This window comes from Salibacterium sp. K-3 (assembly GCF_054052005.1).
Genome location: NZ_JBSVZE010000001.1, coordinates 2,116,683 through 2,137,087, shown reverse-complemented (window position 1 = coordinate 2,137,087; position 20,405 = coordinate 2,116,683). Strand labels below are relative to the sequence as shown.

Sequence of the window (20,405 nt, the reverse complement as noted above, 5' to 3'; positions counted from 1 at the left end):
AATGACGCTATCTCTGAAGGCTGTGTCCCCGGTTTCATATGAAGCTAAACTCAAAGAACTGGAAAAAAGACTGCAGGCTCTGGAAATCAACAAGGAAGAAGATATCATGACACTGCTTCGTGTATTAGATACAAAAACGGCAGAAAGGAAGTGGAAGGCATGAAAAAGAGAATAAACAACGAGGAAGCTTTTACCATGATTGAGATGATGGTGGTCTTACTTATCATTACAGTTCTTCTATTAATTGCAGTGCCGAATATGGTGAAAAATAATGAAGTAGCACAATCAAAAGGATGTGATGCGACCATGCAGCTGCTGGAAGCTCAGGCCGGAGCATATAAAGTGGAACATGAAACAGAACCGGAAACCCTTGCCGATCTGCAAGAGGAAGGATATGTGGAAACCATCGTCTGTCCTGATCAATCCGCTCTGGCATTAAATGAAGACGGTACAGTGACGAAAGCAGGAGAGTGAAACATTACGTCATGGCAGAAAGGGGCCACACCCTGGTGGAAATGATCATTGTACTGGCCGTTCTTTCCATTATGACGGCTGTTCCGATCCTGTATCTGCAGTCGATGAACGATAAAAAGACCATTGATTATTTTCTGGACATGCTTGAAGAAGATTTACGAACAGCCCAGCAGCTCGCTTATGCCAATCAGGAATGGATATATGTCAAGGAAACAGATCATATGTATCAGATTCGAAAAGGTGCCTACTGGGAAGAGCCCCTGCTACAGCGCGATATACCGGAGAATGTCTCCTTTCAACAAAATACACTGACTTTTGATGAGATTGGTTTTAAAAGTAATGGCAATGCCAGAAAAGCCGGTACGGTTTTTGTTCAGACTCCGTATGAACAATATAAACTTGTTGTACTTGTAGGGAAAGGAAGGGTCTACATTGATAAAAGATGACCATGGCTTCACATTGATGGAAGCTGTAACAGCCCTGGCGCTTCTCTCTTCGTTCTGTCTCGTATTCCTGCCGTTATACCATCAAAGTATGAAAGAACAGAAATCGGTAAATGAAGAAAGAACAGCCCTATTTCTTCTGGAAAAAGAAGCATTGCAGCTTCTTGACCATTCGTCCGGAAACATTACCGGTAAGAAAGAGGGTATATATGAGTGGTCGAGCCAACCACAGCAGTCCGGGACCAATCTCTGTCTTCAATGGGAGGGGGAAAATGACAGGCCGTATAAGAAGTGTCTCTTCGTCCTCCAATAATCAATCCGGCATGACACTGATAGAAGTCCTTTTATCGTTAACTGTCCTTTTTGTTTCTGCGGCTGTGATTGTCAATGTCATGCCGTTATGGAAAGGAGAAGATGCAACGTCAAAACAGGAAATCCAGCTGTTTTTTCAACAACTGCAGGATGATATGAATTATGCCTATGAGGTGGAAGCGGATCCGAATGGCATGAAAATAATGGAGTATCGGGATGAGCGTGAGTATACCCTTTCAAGAGGAAGTATCATACGGAGGAAAAATGGAACAGGCCATGAGATTGTACTTCAGGATGTACAAGGATTTTCGGTGGAGCCGGCTGTATATGGAGCAGAAGTATCTGTCATTGACAACAAAGGTGTAACTTGGTCTACAGTGATTGGAAAGCGGCCGTTGACGGAAGGAGAGAATGATTATTGGGTGAAAAGGGAACCGTAATGCCGGTACTGCTGATTATCTGTTTTTTGTTTACTTCGATGTTACTTTTTCAGGCTGCGGTATTTGTAAATGAAAAACAGAGTGTGGCAAAACAGGAGCAGGTGCTGCAATTGGAATGGCTGCTCCGGAATGGGGAAAAACAATGGAAAAAAGAAGGAGGAAGAATCCAGACGGAGGCAGAAAAAAAGTACGATTTTCAAGATGGCAGTGTAGAGTGGGAACAGAAAGCTGTCTCCGACGATATCTCCCGTCTGACATTCACCGCCGTTACCAATACAGGTTATGGAAGAACCCGGTCATACTTTCTGGAAGCCAAGCAGAAGGAAGCAGAATAAAACACTGGATAAGAGGTTATCCTTATAAATAAGGACGTAAAGAAAAGGAGGAAGTCTGTGACCCCGAATCCCTTATTAAAAGATATCATCAAGCAGGCGGTGGAAGCTCTTGAAGCGAGAATGGGACAGCAGAAGAAAAAAAAGGAGCGGCACGGTTTCCGTCTGGAACAGATTGGATTCCGGTGGTTCGGACTTCTTCCTCTCTCTATTAAGGTGGCACGGCAGAAACGAAAAAAACTGTAAGCCCCGTATTCATAGAGAGGAAAAACATTTACAACCGTTCCATCCCTCGTATATAATGTGAATAGTTATGATATTCCGTATTATCTGCGATTCTGACAAGGGGGGAAGAAAATGGACCGCATGTACCGCATGATGGGGTTCTGGACAGCTGTATTCGCTGTATTGTTCTTTGTAGGCGATATGTTCAATATGGCTGTGCTGTTTTTTGCGCAAACAGCTTTCTTTTTAGCTCTGGGTTACATGAAGCTGACAGAGCGGATGTATATTTATATTTTTGGTGCCTACTTAACGGTGTTTTTTGTCAGTTTCACGTACTACACCACCTTTATTATGGAAGCCGGCTTTCATTAAAGCCGGCTGTACTGCCGGAGTACATACCGGAAATAAAAAGGAGCTTCCCCTTTCATTGGGGAGCTCTTTTTTATGCGGTGCTTCTAAAATCCATGAAGAAACGGGTTATCGTCCATTTCCCGGCCGATCGTCGTCCAGGGACCGTGACCGCAGGCGACATAGGTATCCTCCGGGAGTTCAAGCATTTTGTGGTGAATCGTGCGCATCAACACATTCTGATCACCTCCGGGGAGGTCCGTCCGTCCGATACCGCCGGCAAACAGAATATCGCCGGAAAAGACGGTCCGGCTTGTTTCGTGGAGGAAGCTTACACTGCCCGGGGAGTGACCGGGAGTCTCCAGTACCTGAAAAGTGAAAGGACCGATGGTAAGAGGTCCTTCCCCGTAGATTAGGTGGTCCGCTGCCTCTGCTGTGACGCTGCCGCCGACAGGAAACAGAGAGGATCCGTTTTTTGAAGGATCCATCAGCCACTCTCTTTCTTCTTCATGAAGATAAACAGGAATGTCATATGAGTGACGCAATGTATCTACAGCACCGATATGGTCGAAATGCGCGTGGGTTAATAAAACGGCGAGCGGCTGCGCCTTCAGGCTTTGGATTTTCTCGAGAAGCACGTTGCCGTCTCCGCCGGGATCAAAAACAACGGCACTGCCTTCGCCATCATACAGCACGTAACAATTGGTCTGAATCGGACCTAAAGGTATTGATTCCCATGTCATATGTGAATCCTCCATTTTTTTCAGTATTTCAGGATATTTTAACATACTTATCCGTGAAAAAGCTTAAATTAATGGATGCATGTCTTTTTAAAACAAGGTATAATATGAAACGACATGAATAATGAAACGAAACATATTCGATCTCTGATTTATCGAATAGAAGGGGGGATATTTCATGGCTCTTGGAATTACCATGCTTTTTGTTGCCATCCTCTGCGGCATCGCAACCATTCGTGAAATAAAAAGAAGGAATTTTCTCGCTTTCGGCTTTGCCGGTCTCTCATTACTGGTGTTTGGGTGGTTTTCGATCATGACGATTTTTGTCAGCGGATCCCCGGCGGGATAACAGAAAACGGAGTCTCTGCATGGCTGGCAGAGGCTCCGTTTTTTTGATGTCTCAGATGGAGGAACGGGAAAGATAGAACAGGCCGCTGTTTATAATATCAATCTGGATTTCAGGCTGGTATCTGTTTCGGATTTCATTTTTCTGCCGCTCATAATCTTTTTCGGAAAACGACGAAGCGCGGCTGCAGGCATGAAGCAGAGCGAGTTCTTCGTACATCTTTTTTTCCGCCTTTTCGGCCCACTCATCAGGATGCTCTTTCACAAAACGCTGCGTCTCGTTTTTTATCCGAAGGAGTCCGCTGTCCACCTGGATCAGAGAGGCCATCGGAAAAGAATGATCAGGTATGATCATATCAAGGTGAAGCGGCTGCAGGTGCTCCATCATATGATCGACAAGCTGACCGTGAATCAGCTGCAGGCCATAGGAGACAATCTTATCTTTACGTTGATGGGACAAGAAAGAGTACTTTACATTAACCACCAGCCAGGGATAAAGAGGGGCAGGGGTATCCCGGGGATTGTGATGCTCATACAACAGCGTCCATCTGCCTTTTTGGCGGGCGGACTGAAAGATTTGATGCAGCCTCGGAGTACCTGCATGCAGCCATTCCCCTTTTTCTTTTCCATTACTCTCTCTGTCTGTAAAAAACGTCAGTGTCATCGGCTCTCCTATGTTCCCCGAGCTTTTTACATACTGCCAGTAAAAGGGACGGTTCATCAATTCCTTATCCAATGCTTCCGTTAGTTTGACCTGTATTTTTTTTTCAGATCGATGCAGGATGGAAGCGTTATTTGCCTCAAAATAGCGGTGAAGGTAATGCAGCAGGTCCGTTGTCATCTTTTTGACCCTCCTTTTCAGCCGGAGCCGGGCTCCATCAATTCGTAAAGATGATGCAGTTTTACTTCAATTTCACGATCGGATTCGGCATGTTGCAGCGTTTCAGTAATGTAATTTTCCATTTCTTTTCCAAAATTGGAATCAAGAATGGTATCGAGGGTTCCAATCACGTTTTCAAACAGATGGATCTTGTCGTAAAGCAAAGCCAGCACGTGTTCTTCGATCGTCCGCTTTACAGCAAAATTGTAAATGTGAACGTCTTTTTCCTGACCGAGCCGGTGGAGCCGTCCGATGCGCTGTTCCAGACGCATCGGGTTCCATGGAAGGTCATAGTTGATGATGGTGCTGCTGAACTGCAGGTTGATGCCTTCCCCTCCAGCTTCTGTGGCAATCATCACTTTCGCCCGGTCTCTGAAAATCATCTGCATCCATTCTTTTTTGCTTGGTTTAAAACCGCCGCGGAATGGAACCGACAATATACCGAACTGCTTGAAATACCACTGCAGATAAAGCTGGGTAGCCCGGTATTCCGTGAAAAGCACTACTTTATCTTCGGTCTGACGGATAATATCCAACGCTTTTTCCGCTTTGCTGTTCACCTCGACAGCTTGAATTTTTTCAAGCAGGGAGCGGAACACAGACTCAGACAGTTCCTGTTTTTCATACATATGAGCCAATGTACCGTACACCGCTTCTTTACTGCTGCATGCTTCCCGCAGCAATGTTACTTCCGTGAATCCGTGAAAACGCCGGCTGCTTAAATCCTGCAGTTCTTTCAGTGAATGATAGAAAGATTCTTCTTCCGGGGTGAAGGAAATATAGTTGGAGTGAACCTTACGTTTCGTCCACGTCACCCCTGTCTGTTCTCTTCGATTCCGAACCATGACCTGCTGGACGATATGTTTTACTTCTTTTTCTCCTTTTTCTTTAAATAACCTCTTAAATTCTTTTTGGCTGCCGAGCAGTCCTGGTTTCAACAGATGAATGACATGAAAGAGCTCTCCGGGATTGTTCTGCACCGGCGTTGCTGTCAGCATTAAACAGAATGTCTTTTTTACGAGTCCGGCAAATTCATAGTTTTTTGTTTTAGGGTTTTTCAGCTTGTGGGCTTCATCGAAAATGACCATATCATAATCCTGATCGAGTATAATATCACGATGTGGAGGGCGTTTTGCTGTATCAATGGAGGCAATGACGACATCCGCTTCTTCCCAGACATACGATTTACGCTGCACCACAGCTGGTATCAAAAATTTATTGTTTAACTCTTCCGCCCACTGCCCGGTCAGAGAAGCAGGAACGAGAATCAATGCTTTTTTCACAAGCCCTCTTACCATGTATTCTTTCAAAATGAGACCTGCTTCAATCGTTTTGCCGAGCCCGACTTCATCAGCCAGGATGGCTCTGCCGTCCATTTCTTCAAGGACTCGTTTTGCCGTCTTTTCCTGATGGGGATAGAGGTCAAGGCCGGTGAGATGACGTCGGCACAACAACCCGTCAAAGTCGGGAATGGCTCTCCATTGTTCGGACTCATAGGCAAGCTGAAATTGTTCCCAGGAAGACAGCTGACCGTCCTGGCGGATCGTTTGATCAGACGCATCCCAATCCGTATGATATTTTATATCAGCTGACATTTTATTCGTTCTCCTTTTTGGAAAAGCGATTGTTCCGAAATCAACTCCGTGTTAAAATAAAAGCAATCAAACATGACTAGTATTTGAGACAGAAAGATTTTTATGCATACTGAGGCAATTTCATAGGAGCGGATGAAGGCAGGGGGAGAGCCCGTGTAATACGGCGCCGAAGGAGCAAGCGGTATAAGCGAATCTCTCAGGCAAAAAGACTTCTGCCCGACGCAGCTCTGGAGAGCGCCCGCTATTCGCGGGTCACCCACGAAGACAATCTCCTTTTCCGTTATATTCTAAAAATGTTCGGAAATAACAGAAAGCGGAGAGAAACTTTCTGGTTGTAGGACAGAGAATCCCGTTATAAAAATCGGGGTTCTCTGTCTTTTTTCGTTAAAGAAAGGAAGGGATCACATGAAAGAACTGAAACGTACACCGCTGTTTTCTGCCAGTCAAAACGAGGGAGCGAAAATGGTTGATTTCGGCGGTTGGGAAATGCCGGTTTATTTCACGGGTATTAAAAAAGAGCATGAAGCGGTTCGTGCGGCTGCCGGTCTTTTTGACGTTTCTCATATGGGGGAGGCAATCATTACGGGGAACGGGGCTTCTGCATGGCTGCAGACCGTCATAACCAACGACATATCCAGGCTCTTTCCCGGAAAAGTCATGTATACCCTGCTCTGTAATGAAAAAGGGGGAGTTGTGGATGACCTTTTGATCTATCAGATAGCAGAGGAACAATACCTGCTCGTCCTGAATGCAGCCAATACGCAAAAAGATATAGAGTGGCTGCGTTCTCTTGCGGATGACAACGTGGAAATAAAGGATGTTTCCGATGCGTATGCGATGCTTGCTCTTCAGGGACCGGAGGCTGAAACCATTCTGCAGCGGCTTAGTTCGTTCGAGCTTTCCACCCTTGGTTCATTCCGCTTCCGGCAGGATATCCGTATCGGAAATATAAACTGTTTGGTTTCAAGAACAGGTTATACAGGAGAAGACGGATTTGAAATATATTGTCCGCCGTCAGGATCGACGGCATTGTGGAATATGCTGTTATCAGAAGGGAAACAGGAAGGGCTGCTGCCTTGTGGACTCGGGGCCAGGGATACGCTCCGAATGGAAGCGGGACTTCCTCTTTACGGCCATGAAATCAGTGAAACGATCAGTCCGCTGGAAGCGGGTCTGGGTTTTGCTGTAAAGCTGAACAAAGCCAGCTCTTTTATAGGAAAGGAAGCACTGGAGCAGGAAAAAGCAGACGGGCCGGTCCGTCGTATCATCGGTCTCAAAATGACCGAGAAAGGAATACCAAGAGCCGGGTATCCGGTTCTGAATGGAGACAGAGAAACGACCGGCTTTATAACGACCGGTACACATTCCCCCACGCTAGGAATTCATGCAGGCATGGCTTTGATAAAAAAGGAGGAAAAGAATGCCGGATATTATGTAGAGATACGCGGGAAGACACTGCAAGCCGAACAAATAAAGCTCCCTTTCTATCAAAGGAGGAAAAACCATTGAATTATAGATACCTTCCTATGACCGAAGAAGATAAAAAGGAGATGCTGCAGACGATCGGAGTGGAGAAAACGGACGATTTGTTTCAGGACATTCCTGAAAACGTGCGCACCGGTGAAGAGCTCAAACTGCCGGAGCCGCTGGCAGAACCACACCTTCTAAAAAGATTCAGGCAGTTAAGCGGGAAAAATGCAGATACTGCCACCTATCCATGTTTTCTCGGTGCCGGTGTCTATGACCATTATATTCCATCTGTTGTAGACCATGTCATAAGGCGTTCCGAGTTTTATACCGCCTATACCCCGTATCAGCCGGAGATTTCCCAGGGGGAACTGCAGGCCGTATTTGAATTTCAGACGATGGTAGCGTCCCTGACGGGGATGGATATCGCCAACTCTTCCATGTACGACGGCCACACGGCACTTGCTGAAGCTGCCTTGATGGCGGTCAGCCACAGCAGAATGAAAAGGCAGAAAATAATCGTATCGGAAAGTATTCATCCGGAATCCCTCGCCGTCGTTGAAACGTATGCTTCCGGACCTGACCTGGACGTCGTGCGGATACCTCTGAAAAATGGCGTAACGGATATGGAAGCATTGGAGCGCGAAATGGACAGCGGAACAGCAGCGGTGGCCGTACAGTATCCCAATTTTTTCGGAACGGTGGAAAAGCTGAAAGATATAGAAAAAGCGGTTCACCGCGAAAACGCATTATTTATTGTCTCCAGCAATCCACTTGCTCTTGGGATTCTTACACCGCCGGGTGATTTCGGAGCCGACGTCGTTACCGGAGACATGCAGCCCCTTGGGATTCCGATGCAGTACGGTGGTCCGCACTGCGGGTTTTTCGCTGTGAAGCGCCCATTAATGCGTAAAATGCCGGGCAGGCTGGTTGGGGAGACAGTGGATAAAGAGGGGAAACGCGGTTTTGTCCTTACCCTGCAGACTAGAGAACAGCATATCCGCAGGGACAAAGCGACATCCAATATTTGTTCGAACCAGGCATTGAATGCCCTGGCTTCTTCCGTTGCAATGGCCGCCCTCGGTAAAAATGGTATCCGTGAGATGGCACTGCAGAATATCCAAAAAGCCGGCGCCATGAAAGAAAAACTGAAGGAAGCAGGGATTCCGCTTGTTGATGAAGGACCGGTATTTAACGAGTTTGTAATTGATCTGGGCAGGGATGTTTCGTTTGTGAATCAACAATTATTTGAAAAAGGTGTGATAGGCGGACTTGATCTTGCTGAGGTCGATGACAATCGGACCGGGCAGATGCTTGTCTGTGTAACCGAGATGCGTACAAAAGATGAAATGACCGGATTCGTAGAAGCATTGGAGGGATGGAAAGCATGAATGATGAGCAGCCGCTTGTTTTTGAATGGAGCAGAGAAGGCCGGACCGGCCACTCGCTGCCGGAAAATGACGTACCGGAAACAGCTGTAGAAGATCTGCTGCCCCGTGAATACATCAGAAAAGAAGAGCCGGAACTTCCAGAGTTGTCCGAACTGGATTTGATGAGGCATTATACCGCTCTATCGGCAAATAACCACGGGGTCGATACAGGATTTTATCCCCTCGGCTCATGTACGATGAAATATAATCCCAAAGTACATGAAGATATAGCACGGATGCCCGGTTTTGCCCACATTCATCCATATCAGCCGGCCTCACAGATCCAGGGGGCATTGGAGTTGATGTATGCCCTTCAGTCTATGCTTTGTGAAATAACAGGGATGGATGAAGTAACATTGCAGTCGGCGGCAGGAGCCCAAGGAGAGTGGACCGGATTAATGATGATCCGTGCTTTCCATGAAGCAGCCGGTGAAACCGGGCGGCGCACGGTAATCATCCCCGATTCCGCGCACGGGACCAATCCTGCTTCTGCAAGAGTGGCCGGTTTTGATACGGTTACTGTGCGGACCAATGACGATGGCAGAGTGGATATCAACGATTTAAAGAAGAAGGCGGATGAAACCACGGCCGCGCTGATGCTTACCAACCCAAGCACACTGGGACTTTTCGAAAAAGAGATTATGGAAATAGCGGACGTGATACATGATGCAGGTGGAAAATTGTATTATGACGGTGCCAATTCCAATGCGATCATGGGAAAGACCAGACCCGGAGATATGGGATTCGACGTTGTCCATCTGAACCTGCATAAAACATTCACCGGTCCCCACGGCGGAGGCGGGCCGGGGAGCGGACCGGTTGGTGTCAAAAAGGATCTCATTCCCTACCTGCCAAAGCCCCTGTTGAAAAAAGGCAGGGACGGCTATTACTGGGACGGGGACCGGCCGGATTCGATCGGACGAGTCAAATCGTTTTATGGCAATTTCGGCATTAACGTTAGGGCCTGCGCCTATATTTGGACAATGGGCGCTAAAGGATTGAAGCAGGTATCGGAAAATGCCGTGCTGAATGCGAACTATCTGCTTACCAGGCTTTCACCGTATTTCGACGTGCCGTTCCAACACTTCTGCATGCATGAATTCGTGCTGTCCGGGAGACGGCAGAAAACAGAAGGGGTGTCCACGCTCGACATGGCCAAACGGCTGCTTGATTTCGGTTACCATCCGCCGACCATTTATTTCCCGATGAATGTGGAAGAGTGTATGATGGTGGAACCGACAGAGACGGAATCGAAGGAAACACTCGATGCATTTGCCGATGCGATGATAACAATTGCCCAAGAAGCCTCCGATGATCCGGAAACAGTCACCGGGGCTCCCCATACAACAGTGGTAAAACGCCTGGATGAAACAACGGCAGCTCGAAAGCCGAAATTAACATTCCAGCAACATAAAAACGCTCAAGGATAAGTTCCTTGAGTGTTTTTGGATAACTGTCTTACTTCTTTTTAATTTTTCCCGTCCATTTTTTGAAGCCCTTTTTCAATTGATAAACATCATTGTTGCCTGCTTTTTTCTGAACAATCCGGGCGGCCTGCCGGCTTCTTGCACCGGACTGGCAGTATAAATAGACAGGCTGGTCCTCCCTGATTTCGTTTATACGTTGTTTCAGCTGAGATAATGGAATATTGCGGGCTCCCAGAATATGGCCTCCGTTATATTCCTTGGGTTCCCGTACATCAATCAGTTGTGCTTTCCGGTATCCTTGGATAAACTCCTCCTGTGTTAATTCTGTTAAAAATCCCGGTTTCTTAAAACGCCGGTACAGAAGTACAATCAGGACAGCGAGCAGAATTCCCCATAATATCCATGTTAAAGTCATTCCCACCCCTCCTTTACGTGTACAAGACTACAAGGTGTATTATAATAAGGATTGGGCTTGTTAGCAAAGTTTAATTATTTTTCAAGCGGAAATCTTTTGCCGCGCCAGTTGGTTTGTTACACTAATTCTGCATGAATCGAAAATTTTATCAGGAAGCGGGGTAGAACATGAATAAAGAAACATGGTATTTCATAGATTCCGGCAGCTGTCCCCCCGCCTATAATATGGCGATGGATGAAATGCTTCTGCAGTGGCACAGTGAAGGAAACATTCCACCGGTGGTACGCTTTTATGGATGGAATCCAGCCACTTTGTCCATCGGCTATTTTCAGAAAGTACATAAAGATATTAATCTGGAGGCGGTACAGCAGCACGGTCTTGGTTTTGTGAGACGCCCGACCGGTGGACGCGGTGTGCTGCATGATAAAGAACTGACCTACAGCGTTATTGTATCGGAAGACCATCCGGAAATGCCGGCAACCGTAACAGAGGCATACCGCGTGATTTCGGAAGGAATTCTGGAAGGATTCCGGAATCTTGGTCTGAGTGCCGATTTTTCTATCCCACGCACGAAGGAAGAAGAAGAAGCATTGAAACACCCCCGGTCAGCGGTCTGCTTTGATGCTCCTTCCTGGTATGAACTGGTGGTGGAAGGCCGCAAAATCGCCGGGAGCGCCCAGACGAGACAGAAAGGTGTGATCCTGCAGCACGGATCCATTCTTCTCGATCTGGATGAAGACAAACTGTTTGATCTGTTTCAATATCCAAGCGAACGGGTAAGAGAGCGAATGCAGAAAGGATTTAAAAAGAAAGCGGCTGCCATCAACGAATTGACGGATGCACCGATTACGATGGAAAGCGTTTCTAAAGCCTTCCATGAAGGATTTGCCGAAGGTTTGAACGTCAACTGGAAACCTTATATATTAAGTACGGAAGAAGATGCGGCCGTACGTAAATTGGCGGAAGAAAAATATGACACAGAGGCGTGGAATTACAGGCGCTGAGTCAAAAACCGGCTTCATTCGGAGCCGGTTTTTGAGGTGCTGTGCCTTTATACATGTTTCCACTCTTGAAAAGCGTTTTGAAGCCTGTCTGTTAGCGAGCGGGATGGCAGTGTTTTTTCGATCGTTCCTGTCACCTTGTTAACTGGTACGATTTCATGGCTTGTACTGGAAATAAACAGTTCATCTGCCTTGTGAATGTCTTCCAGGCTGAAAGGCGTTTCCTGAAAAGAGATACCGAGTTCGCGGCAGATCCTTTTAATAAACTGCCTCGTAATTCCCTCGAGAATATAGTTGTCCGCCGGGTGCGTGTAAATGATCCCATCCCGGACCATATAAATATTCGTAGAGGAACCTTCTGTTACGGTACTTCCACGGTGGAGAAGGGCTTCATGACACCCATTGTCTTCGGCACGTCGTTTCGTCATAACATTCCCGAGCAGGTTAATGGTTTTGATATCGCAGCGGAGCCAGCGGATGTCTTCGGCAGCCCATACATTGATTCCCTCTGCCTGCAGGGATGAGGGAACTTTGTCTTCTCTGGTGAACGCGGTAAGGACAGGTGTCAGATCTCTGGAGTAAAGATGATTTCTGTCTTCAACCCCTCTGGTCATCTGAATGTATATGATACCGTTTTGCATGTGATTGGCCTGGATCAGAGACAACATATCGTCTTTTATGCCTTGCAGCGGTTTTGGCAGAGGGATATCAAGTTTGTCCGCGCTTCTGGAAAAACGGTCGAAATGTTCTTCCCACAAAAAAGGTGATCCGTCGTAAAGCCGTATGACTTCATAAATACCGTCGCCAAAATAATAACCGCGGTCTTTCAGGTCGATGCTTCCCTGGTCCTCCGGTATTAGTTGATCATGTATCCACACATATTTCATCGCTGTGTCCTCCTGTAACAGTTGTTTTCCCCATCAACTGTAACATAAATGGAACAGGCATAGAGAATAAGGAATGTCAAACACGAAAAACGATTATTTCCTTCTTCCGGACAATCATAGGTGAACATTGACAGGATTTGCTGTAATATGATTATTTTCAATATATAGTATAGTTTTAAAAATAAGAAGCACAATATATTGAGTATATGTCGGAATTTATGATAAACTTATACATACCATATAAGAAATGGGAGGAACAATAATGAGTACAACCATGCAGGAGACGATGACGATAAACCGGCAGAAATTAAATGAGGATATCTCCCATTTTCCGCAGGTTTATCCCGTCACCGAAGATATGCATGTCACCAAATCCGGTGTATCACGCCTGGTGATGCTGGACCGTTATACATTCAAGGATACGGAAAAACGAACACTGGCCGAAGGAGATTTTGTCGTACTGACGGTGAAGCCGGATCCAAAATTTCCGGCCCGCGGTTACGGATTTATTACGGAACTGGACTGGAGCACCGGTAAAGCGGAAGTGCTTGTAGACGAAAGTTTCCGCCAGGTTCTCGACGGCAGCGAAGCCGAGACCGGCAGAATCACCCGTACTCTGGACGTTATTGAAAAACCGCTCGAAATATATTATGAACAGATTGCTAAACGAAATGCTGAAGGGCTGTCGGATGTTGAGCCGACCCCGGAAAAACAGAAGGAATCGTTTGACTCATTTTATGAGGAACTGGTGCATATGAACTTTGTGCCGGCGGGACGTGTACTTTACGGAGCCGGTGCCGGTACAGATGTCACCTATTTTAACTGCTATGTGATGCCTTTTATTGAAGATTCACGGGAAGGGATATCAGAGCACCGCAAACAGGTCATGGAAATTATGAGCCGCGGCGGCGGGGTAGGCACAAACGGATCCACCCTGCGTCCGCGGAATACACTGGCCAGAGGAGTGAACGGCAAGTCGTCCGGGTCGGTCTCCTGGCTGGATGATATCGCCAAGCTCACTCATCTTGTCGAACAGGGCGGTTCCCGGCGCGGCGCCCAAATGATTATGCTGGCGGACTGGCACCCGGATGTGCTGGAGTTTATCATATCCAAAATGCAGAATCCACGCATATTACGTTTTCTCCTTGAGCATTCCGAAGACGAACAAATCCGTGCCCTTGTTCAGGAAAAACTGAAGTTCACCCTGCTGACCCCGATAGAGGAAACCCTTTATCAGGGTGTGTTGAATTACAAGGAAATCCCGGGACAAGGTGGATTTGACACGAAGGTCATCCAGGAAGCGGAAGAAAAGCTCCGCACCGGAGGCACGTACAGTGTGAACTCTCCGGAATTTCTGACCGGCGCCAACATCTCGGTCTGCCTGACGGATGAATTCATGAAAGCCGTCGAAAACGATGAAGATTACACCCTTCGTTTTCCGGACGTGGAAAACTACACGGAAGACGAGATGAAGCGGTACAATGAAGAATGGCAGGAATCCGGGGATGTCCGCGAATGGGAAGCAAAAGGGTTTGGCATCCGCACGTACCGGACGATAAAGGCGAAAGAATTGTGGAAATTGATCAATATCTGCGCCACGTATTCGGCGGAACCGGGCATTTTCTTTATAGATAACGCAAATGAACTGACAAATGCACAAAGTTACGGCCAGAAAGTGGTTGCCACAAATCCTTGCGGCGAGCAGCCGCTGGCTCCTTATTCGGTCTGCAATCTGGCAGCGGTGAATCTTGCCGAAATGGCAGATAAAGAAAAGAACACGGTTGATTTTGATAAACTCCGTAAGACGGTGGAAACCGGGGTCCGGATGCAGGACAATGTCATAGATGCGACGCCATATTTTCTTGAAGAAAATACAAAACAGGCAAAAGGCGAACGCCGTATCGGGCTTGGTGTAATGGGACTGCATGATCTCTTGATCTACGCCGAAACCGAATATGGTTCCGGGGAAGGCAATCAGCTTGTTGACGATGTTTTCAGGACGATTGCGGTTACGGCCTACCGGACAAGCATTGAACTTGCTAAAGAAAAAGGGAGCTTCCCTTTTCTTACAGGAACCACAGAAGAAGAAACACAAAACCTGCGCCAGGCCTTTGTTGAAACCGGCTATATGAAGAACATGCCGCAGGATATTAAAGACGGGGTTCTTGCCTACGGCATCCGGAATTCCCATCTTCTTACCGTTGCCCCGACAGGAAGTACCGGCACCATGGTGGGGGTAAGCACAGGTTTGGAACCGTATTTTTCCTTTAAATATTACCGCAGCGGCCGTCTCGGTAAATTTATTGAGGTAAATGCCGATATCGTACAGGAATATCTTGACCGCCATCCGGAAGCTGATCCGGATCATCTGCCGGACTTTTTCATTTCGGCGATGGATCTCTCGCCGGAAGCCCATGCCGATGTGCAGTGTGTCATACAGAAATGGGTGGACAGTTCCCTGTCCAAAACAGTGAACGCCCCGCGTGGTTACTCCGTCGAACAGGTCCAGAAAGTATATGAAAGGCTTTATAAAGGGGGAGCCAAAGGCGGTACCGTATATGTGGACGGAAGCCGGGACGCACAGGTTCTTACCCTGACCGCCGAAGAAAATGCTCCTGAAAACGATGCGGAATCAACGGCTGAAAACAGCAACGGCGATGATCCGAAAGTAGTGCTTGTTGATACCATCAAGGATGTCCGGGCCACCACCGTGAATTACGGCAACGAAATCGGAGATACCTGCCCGGTCTGCCGGGAAGGCACTGTAGAGGAAATCGGCGGCTGCAATACCTGCACCAACTGTGGCGCCCAATTGAAGTGTGGTCTTTAAAGGATTTAAAAGGTACACGGAGCTGTCCCGAAAAATGGGCCGGCTCCTTTTCATGAAGAACAGCTGAAAATCCTGACGAAAAACAGCCGGCCTTTGTCGATCGTGCTTCGTTCCTGTATACTGAAAAAGAAAACATTTTTGATTCGTATAAATGTGCCTGGACGTATTGGAGGAACATTCATGCCTACACCGAGTATGGAAGATTATCTGGAACGTATTTATCAATTGATGGAAGAAAAAGGGTATGCCAGAGTATCAGATATTGCCGAAGCGTTGGAAGTGCATCCTTCTTCTGTGACCAAAATGGTCCAGAAACTGGATAAGAAAGAATATCTCGTTTATGAAAAATACAGAGGACTGGTATTGACAGCGAAAGGAAAAAAAGTCGGGAAACGACTCGTGTACCGGCATGAACTGCTGGAAGATTTCCTTCACTTGATCGGTGTGGATGATTCCTTCATTTACAATGATGTCGAAGGGATTGAGCATCATTTGAGCTGGGAAGCGATCGACCGGATCGGCGATGTGGTGCAGTATTTTCAGGAAGACGATAAAAGAGTGCACAACCTCAAGGAAATACAACGGAAAAATGAATCCTGATCCCGGCAGATGCCGGGTTTTTTTAATTTCTTGGCTTAACGTTTCATTCAGACAGAACGCTTCTCCGCCGGCTTTTCACAATTCCGGTCCGGCGCCCATACGATAGCATCATAAGTATGAACATTAAGGGTGAAACACATGAATATAGACGGTGTGTTCGCAGGTGGCGGAGTAAAAGCTTTTGCATTTATAGGGGCGCTGCAGGAGATTGAAAAAAAGGGACTTTCTTTCGAACGTACGGCCGGTACGAGTGCTGGTGCACTGATGGCGGCCTTGATTCAGGCGGGTTATACATCTAAAGAACTGCGTTCCATCTTTATGCCGCTCGAAAGCTCTACGATCGTAGAAGAAACCTTTGTCAACGAACGATTTCCATGGCTTTCCTGGATTTCGGTATATTGGAGAATGGGTCTATATAAAGGTGATAAACTTGAAAAATGGATTTATAAACTGCTTGCCGCAAAACGAATTTATACGTTTAAGGATCTGCCTGCGGGTTCACTTAAAATTATCGCTTCCGACCTGACGGAAGGCCGGCTTCTGCTTCTGCCGGATGATCTTCCCAAATACGGGGTGGATCCAGACCGGTTTCCGGTAGCCCTGGCAGTAAAAATGAGCTGCACGCTTCCCTATATTTTTCAGCCCGTAAAATGGCGCACAAAGAAAAAAGACGTCCACATCATCGTGGACGGAGGAATTTTGAGTAACTTCCCGCTTTGGTTGTTCAAGAATGAACAGACCGGGGAATGCCGCAGACCGGTTATCGGTTTTCAGTTGTCTCCTTCCATGCAGGAAGAAATGCCTTCCCCGAAAATCAAGAATGCCCTCCGCCTGTATCAATCGTTGTTTTCAACGATGAGAAAAGCACATGATCTTCGTTATATATCCAAACATCAGGCCAAAAACATTGTATTTTTACCAGTGGAGAACGTGAAAAGCACGCAGTTTGATCTTGATATTCTTCAGAAAAAAGAACTGATTCAAATCGGTAAGTCAGAAACAAAGAAGTTTTTGCGTCATCACTTCCAGACAGTTGATTAGATGGTTATCAAAACGTGTGAAACGTTCTGGACTGTTGATTTAACCCAAGGCGCACGGAAATCGCGGGGAGAATAAGCGTGATCCATAACCCTGCGCCTGCGGCATGCAAAAAGAGTAAGACAGAGGCAGAAGGGAGCAGTACCTGAGCAGATGCAATTAAAAAAAGGCCTGCAGATCCGATCACGATTACAGCGATTTTTTTGTACATGACACTCGTGACCACCATCCTGCATTTCAGTCTTTCAACACTGTATCCGGCTCCCGAACCGAGCAGGAGTCCGGCATATGGGGCTCCATCCGGAAAAAGGAGCAGAAAAGAAGAGGGAAGGACGAGGGAAAAGGAAAACAGGTAAGGTTCCGGCATGCTGTTGATCCAGTCCATAGACCGGTATACGGCATAAACGATAAACATGCCGAGCAGTCCTCCCATTAAGATGTCCTCATAGGTATGGGGCGTATACAAAACGGTCATCATGACGGTGAAAAGTATGATTCCAAATGAAAACAGAGTGAAACGTCTATCCGACATTTCAGGGATGAGGTATCCCCAAAAGGACACAGCAAGCTGGACCTCTTTCGAAGGAAAGGTAAAACCACCGTTTTCGCCGTCCGGCAACGGCAGAAACATATGTTTGACCAGACCATGAAAATATATGCTGAGTGCTAAAACAATGAGAAGTTTTCCTCCCGCCGGTTTGTCCACTGTCCAGTATAAAAGGGCTGCCATCATGACAAAAATCCACTCATTTGTAAAAACTTGAAACATCTCCCCGGACCACCCCATAGATCTCTCCCCTTTCTTGAACCCGGTGAGCCGTATCGGTTTCAGGCAGCTGCTGAAGGGCTGTCGTCGTATAAACAAAAAACCAGGCTCAGGTTAAAAGAGAGCCCGATTTTTTTTCCGGTTTTTCCTACCTTCAATGACAGTTAAGTTATGGTCATTTTTTCGTTTCGCACCTGTCCTGGGCGGGCGCTTCGGCCCGGTTTTATTTTTGGCCTGCTGTCTGGCGGCTTTCTGATACTTTTTGTCCGAAGATACAGGTCTGCCGCTGGAAGCTTTCGGTCCGGCGGCTTTCTGGTATTGATTCAACGAAACCCGCTTCATGATGACTCTCGTAAATAAAAAATATAAACCGACGGCGACTGCCGTACCGACCAGGATATAGGTGAGAACTCCGATCGGATTTGTGACAAGCTGATAGCCGAGACCGAGGACGGCAAGGCCGAAAACAACGAGAAGGATCGGGTTGCCTGGCAGCCGGGACATAAGATCACCTCCAATAATGGTAAACCCTCTGCAGAACTACGCCGTTTCTCTGCGTAGACATTATGGATCGGCCGGAATGACGAGACGCTTCTTATTACTTCTATTTTACACGATTTAATCGTTTTCCTCTATAGCGGAAGCATGTTGAAAAAATCCATTGATAGTTTATCCATTCCCTTTTTTAAAAAAATTACACATGAAATTCAGCTTTCACTGCCTCCTCCCGGTATGAAACCGGACATCTCATTTCATACTAGGAAACAGGAGGTGGCGTAGTGAACGAGGAATGGATGTATAATCAGAAAGTTGCAGGCATTGGATTTTTCGGCGGGTTGTTTTGGAGTATCATTGGTTATGCGGCGTATCTGCTGAATTTCACAGAGTGGGGGCCGGCAATGGCGGTTCTTCCCTGGGCACTGCCGGAATGGAAAGAAACATATCTTGGTCATCTGGCAGGCATTGTATTTATCGCACTACTTTCGGTCGTAACAGCATTTGTCTATCGTTTTCTATTTCAGAAATGGGAATCGATCTGGATGGGAGCAGCTTTTGGAGTGATGCTGTGGGTGGTTGTTTTTTATTTCCTGCACCCTGTCTTTCCAGGAAAAGAGCCCGTCACATCGATGAGCTTGACAAACATAGTGACAACGATTTGTCTTTATTTAATGTACGGAGTATTTATCGGTTATTCGGTAGCGTATGAATACAGCCAGCTGCAGCAAAGGAAGGCTTGAACTATCCAAGAAAGGGTCCTTGTGATACACTGGCAGACAGGACAAGGAGAAGACTTGGAGGGAAGATCATGAGCGAAAAAGTGGAAAACGTAAGAGAGCAGCTCCACGGTCTGGAAGCTGATGCTGTTATGATAGACAGCCCCGCCAACCGCCGCTATATTTCCGGATTTACAGGGACAGCAGGTGCTGTATTAATTACGCGGGAGCAGGCTTATTTTATTACGGATTTCCGGTATACAGCTCAGGCGGAATCAGAGTGCCCTGCGTTTGACGTAGTCCGGCAAACCTCTTCTGTTTACGAAAAGGCCGGTGAGCTGCTGAAAAAAGAACAGGCTTCCGTGCTTGTATTTGAAAAAGATCATGTGAGTTATGCTGCGTATGAGGCATTGAAACGACATACATCAGCGGAACTTAAACCGATGAGCGGCATGGTGGAGAATATAAGGCTTATCAAGAATGAAGACGAGCTTGAAGTGCTGCAGCAGGCGGTGGATATAGCCGACGATGCATTTGAGCATATTGCCGCTTACATAAAACCTGGTATCAGGGAAATCGATGTGAGCAATGAACTTGAATTTTTTATGCGGCGCCAGGGAGCCGTTTCGTCCTCCTTTGATATTATTGCCGCATCCGGGTCGAGAAGCGCTCTGCCGCACGGTATTGCCTCGAACAAAAAAATACAGAAGGGTGAACTTCTGACACTTGATTTCGGGGCGTATTTTCAGGGATACTGTTCCGATATTACACGAACCGTCGCGGTAGGAGAGCCTCCCAGCAGACTTCGGGAAATATATCAAGTCGTGTATGAAGCACAGTTGAAAGCTGTTGAAGAGATAAAACCCGGGATGACAGGTGCTGAGGCGGATGCCACTGCAAGAGATCATATTGTAAAGCACGGATTCGGAGAGTATTTCGGTCACGGACTTGGTCACGGTCTCGGAATGGAAGTACATGAAGGACCAAGACTTTCACCGAAATCCGATAAAGTGCTGGAACCCGGCATGGTAGTGACTGTTGAACCCGGCGTGTACATTCCTGATACCGGCGGTACACGGATCGAAGATGATATTGTATTGACGGAAAACGGTGCGGATATATTATCGAAGTCTCCGAAAGAGTTAATGATTCTGGGATAATAAATCGTGAACACGCTGTATATGTGTTATAGTGAA

The 20,405-nt window shown here is 46.8% G+C and carries 25 protein-coding genes and 1 riboswitch; of the genes, 18 read left to right on the top strand and 7 right to left on the bottom strand.

Annotated elements, in window-relative coordinates; all coding sequences use genetic code 11:
• Position 1: 1 nt before the first annotated feature.
• From ACW9JV_RS10665 to ACW9JV_RS10630, 8 genes are all read left to right on the top strand, one after another.
• Positions 2–163 (top strand): hypothetical protein, encoded by a 162-nt coding sequence (locus ACW9JV_RS10665; protein WP_457334071.1) that lies wholly within the window; start codon positions 2–4, stop codon positions 161–163.
• On the top strand, positions 160–474 hold the full coding sequence (comGC, locus tag ACW9JV_RS10660) for a competence type IV pilus major pilin ComGC (protein WP_457334069.1): 315 nt from the start codon (positions 160–162) through the stop codon (positions 472–474). The genes ACW9JV_RS10665 and comGC overlap by 4 nt, the downstream gene beginning before the upstream one ends.
• Positions 471–920: a competence type IV pilus minor pilin ComGD gene (comGD, locus tag ACW9JV_RS10655; protein WP_457334067.1), complete on the top strand. Its 450-nt coding sequence runs from the start codon at positions 471–473 to the stop codon at positions 918–920. Before comGC ends, comGD begins: the two co-directional genes overlap by 4 nt.
• Positions 907–1,230 (top strand): hypothetical protein, encoded by a 324-nt coding sequence (locus tag ACW9JV_RS10650; RefSeq protein WP_457334065.1) that lies wholly within the window; start codon positions 907–909, stop codon positions 1,228–1,230. Before comGD ends, ACW9JV_RS10650 begins: the two co-directional genes overlap by 14 nt.
• Complete coding sequence (locus ACW9JV_RS10645; RefSeq protein WP_457334063.1) at positions 1,190–1,669, top strand: competence type IV pilus minor pilin ComGF; 480 nt, start codon at positions 1,190–1,192, stop codon at positions 1,667–1,669. Before ACW9JV_RS10650 ends, ACW9JV_RS10645 begins: the two co-directional genes overlap by 41 nt.
• Positions 1,648–2,004 carry a hypothetical protein gene (locus ACW9JV_RS10640; RefSeq protein ID WP_457334061.1) on the top strand — a complete coding sequence of 119 codons (357 nt, stop codon included), beginning with the start codon at positions 1,648–1,650 and terminating at the stop codon, positions 2,002–2,004. The genes ACW9JV_RS10645 and ACW9JV_RS10640 overlap by 22 nt, the downstream gene beginning before the upstream one ends.
• Before the next feature lie 57 nt (positions 2,005–2,061).
• On the top strand, positions 2,062–2,247 hold the full coding sequence (locus ACW9JV_RS10635) for a hypothetical protein (RefSeq protein ID WP_457334059.1): 186 nt from the start codon (positions 2,062–2,064) through the stop codon (positions 2,245–2,247).
• A 111-nt stretch (positions 2,248–2,358) separates the two neighbouring features.
• Complete coding sequence (locus tag ACW9JV_RS10630; protein ID WP_457334057.1) at positions 2,359–2,598, top strand: DUF2626 domain-containing protein; 240 nt, start codon at positions 2,359–2,361, stop codon at positions 2,596–2,598.
• Positions 2,599–2,681: 83 nt separating this feature from the next.
• On the opposite strand, the gene ACW9JV_RS10625 is transcribed toward ACW9JV_RS10630, so the two are convergent.
• Positions 2,682–3,317 carry an MBL fold metallo-hydrolase gene (locus tag ACW9JV_RS10625; RefSeq protein ID WP_457334055.1) on the bottom strand — a complete coding sequence of 212 codons (636 nt, stop codon included), beginning with the start codon at positions 3,315–3,317 and terminating at the stop codon, positions 2,682–2,684.
• Positions 3,318–3,492: 175 nt separating this feature from the next.
• Here ACW9JV_RS10625 and ACW9JV_RS10620 point away from each other — a divergent pair, with 175 nt between their 5' ends.
• Positions 3,493–3,663, top strand: a complete 171-nt coding sequence (locus ACW9JV_RS10620; protein ID WP_457334053.1) for a DUF2759 domain-containing protein — start codon at positions 3,493–3,495, stop codon at positions 3,661–3,663.
• 51 nt (positions 3,664–3,714) lie between these two features.
• Here ACW9JV_RS10620 and ACW9JV_RS10615 read toward each other — a convergent pair whose 3' ends face one another.
• Positions 3,715–4,500, bottom strand: a complete 786-nt coding sequence (locus tag ACW9JV_RS10615; RefSeq protein WP_457334051.1) for a YqhG family protein — start codon at positions 4,498–4,500, stop codon at positions 3,715–3,717.
• Positions 4,501–4,517: 17 nt separating this feature from the next.
• A complete protein-coding gene (locus tag ACW9JV_RS10610; protein WP_457334049.1) occupies positions 4,518–6,134 on the bottom strand; it encodes a DEAD/DEAH box helicase in 1,617 nt (538 codons plus the stop codon).
• 132 nt (positions 6,135–6,266) lie between these two features.
• Positions 6,267–6,356, top strand: a riboswitch (glycine riboswitch).
• Positions 6,357–6,539: 183 nt separating this feature from the next.
• Here ACW9JV_RS10610 and gcvT point away from each other — a divergent pair.
• The 3 genes from gcvT to gcvPB are packed head-to-tail and all read left to right on the top strand — an operon-like array spanning position 6,540 to position 10,461.
• Positions 6,540–7,643 carry a glycine cleavage system aminomethyltransferase GcvT gene (gcvT, locus tag ACW9JV_RS10605; protein ID WP_457334047.1) on the top strand — a complete coding sequence of 368 codons (1,104 nt, stop codon included), beginning with the start codon at positions 6,540–6,542 and terminating at the stop codon, positions 7,641–7,643.
• Positions 7,644–7,660: 17 nt separating this feature from the next.
• Positions 7,661–8,992 carry an aminomethyl-transferring glycine dehydrogenase subunit GcvPA gene (gene gcvPA / locus ACW9JV_RS10600; RefSeq protein ID WP_457334715.1) on the top strand — a complete coding sequence of 444 codons (1,332 nt, stop codon included), beginning with the start codon at positions 7,661–7,663 and terminating at the stop codon, positions 8,990–8,992.
• Positions 8,989–10,461, top strand: coding sequence for an aminomethyl-transferring glycine dehydrogenase subunit GcvPB (gene gcvPB, locus ACW9JV_RS10595; protein WP_457334045.1), 1,473 nt, complete (start codon positions 8,989–8,991; stop codon positions 10,459–10,461). Before gcvPA ends, gcvPB begins: the two co-directional genes overlap by 4 nt.
• Positions 10,462–10,489: 28 nt before the next feature.
• Here the strand turns inward: gcvPB and ACW9JV_RS10590 are convergent, their stop codons facing one another.
• Positions 10,490–10,873: a rhodanese-like domain-containing protein gene (locus tag ACW9JV_RS10590; RefSeq protein ID WP_457334043.1), complete on the bottom strand. Its 384-nt coding sequence runs from the start codon at positions 10,871–10,873 to the stop codon at positions 10,490–10,492.
• Positions 10,874–11,040: 167 nt separating this feature from the next.
• Between ACW9JV_RS10590 and ACW9JV_RS10585 the strand changes: the two genes are divergently transcribed.
• Positions 11,041–11,877 (top strand): lipoate--protein ligase family protein, encoded by an 837-nt coding sequence (locus ACW9JV_RS10585; RefSeq protein WP_457334041.1) that lies wholly within the window; start codon positions 11,041–11,043, stop codon positions 11,875–11,877.
• A 47-nt stretch (positions 11,878–11,924) separates the two neighbouring features.
• On the opposite strand, the gene dat is transcribed toward ACW9JV_RS10585, so the two are convergent.
• The gene (gene dat, locus ACW9JV_RS10580; RefSeq protein ID WP_457334039.1) at positions 11,925–12,761 is read right to left on the bottom strand and encodes a D-amino-acid transaminase; all 837 of its coding nucleotides are present in this window, start codon (positions 12,759–12,761) and stop codon (positions 11,925–11,927) included.
• Positions 12,762–13,023: 262 nt separating this feature from the next.
• Between dat and ACW9JV_RS10575 the strand changes: the two genes are divergently transcribed.
• From ACW9JV_RS10575 to ACW9JV_RS10565, 3 genes are all read left to right on the top strand, one after another.
• Positions 13,024–15,591: a vitamin B12-dependent ribonucleotide reductase gene (locus tag ACW9JV_RS10575; protein WP_457334037.1), complete on the top strand. Its 2,568-nt coding sequence runs from the start codon at positions 13,024–13,026 to the stop codon at positions 15,589–15,591.
• A gap of 180 nt (positions 15,592–15,771) precedes the next feature.
• Positions 15,772–16,191, top strand: coding sequence for a transcriptional regulator MntR (gene mntR, locus ACW9JV_RS10570; protein WP_457334035.1), 420 nt, complete (start codon positions 15,772–15,774; stop codon positions 16,189–16,191).
• A gap of 138 nt (positions 16,192–16,329) precedes the next feature.
• Positions 16,330–17,232, top strand: a complete 903-nt coding sequence (locus ACW9JV_RS10565) for a patatin-like phospholipase family protein (protein ID WP_457334033.1) — start codon at positions 16,330–16,332, stop codon at positions 17,230–17,232.
• 7 nt (positions 17,233–17,239) lie between these two features.
• On the opposite strand, the gene ACW9JV_RS10560 is transcribed toward ACW9JV_RS10565, so the two are convergent.
• Positions 17,240–17,998, bottom strand: a complete 759-nt coding sequence (locus ACW9JV_RS10560; RefSeq protein ID WP_457334031.1) for a hypothetical protein — start codon at positions 17,996–17,998, stop codon at positions 17,240–17,242.
• A 111-nt stretch (positions 17,999–18,109) separates the two neighbouring features.
• Positions 18,110–18,499, bottom strand: a complete 390-nt coding sequence (locus tag ACW9JV_RS10555; protein WP_457334029.1) for an SA1362 family protein — start codon at positions 18,497–18,499, stop codon at positions 18,110–18,112.
• 275 nt (positions 18,500–18,774) lie between these two features.
• Here ACW9JV_RS10555 and ACW9JV_RS10550 point away from each other — a divergent pair, with 275 nt between their 5' ends.
• Positions 18,775–19,233, top strand: coding sequence for a YqhR family membrane protein (locus ACW9JV_RS10550; RefSeq protein WP_457334027.1), 459 nt, complete (start codon positions 18,775–18,777; stop codon positions 19,231–19,233).
• Positions 19,234–19,301: 68 nt separating this feature from the next.
• The gene (locus ACW9JV_RS10545) at positions 19,302–20,369 is read left to right on the top strand and encodes a M24 family metallopeptidase (protein ID WP_457334025.1); all 1,068 of its coding nucleotides are present in this window, start codon (positions 19,302–19,304) and stop codon (positions 20,367–20,369) included.
• Positions 20,370–20,405: the final 36 nt, after the last annotated feature.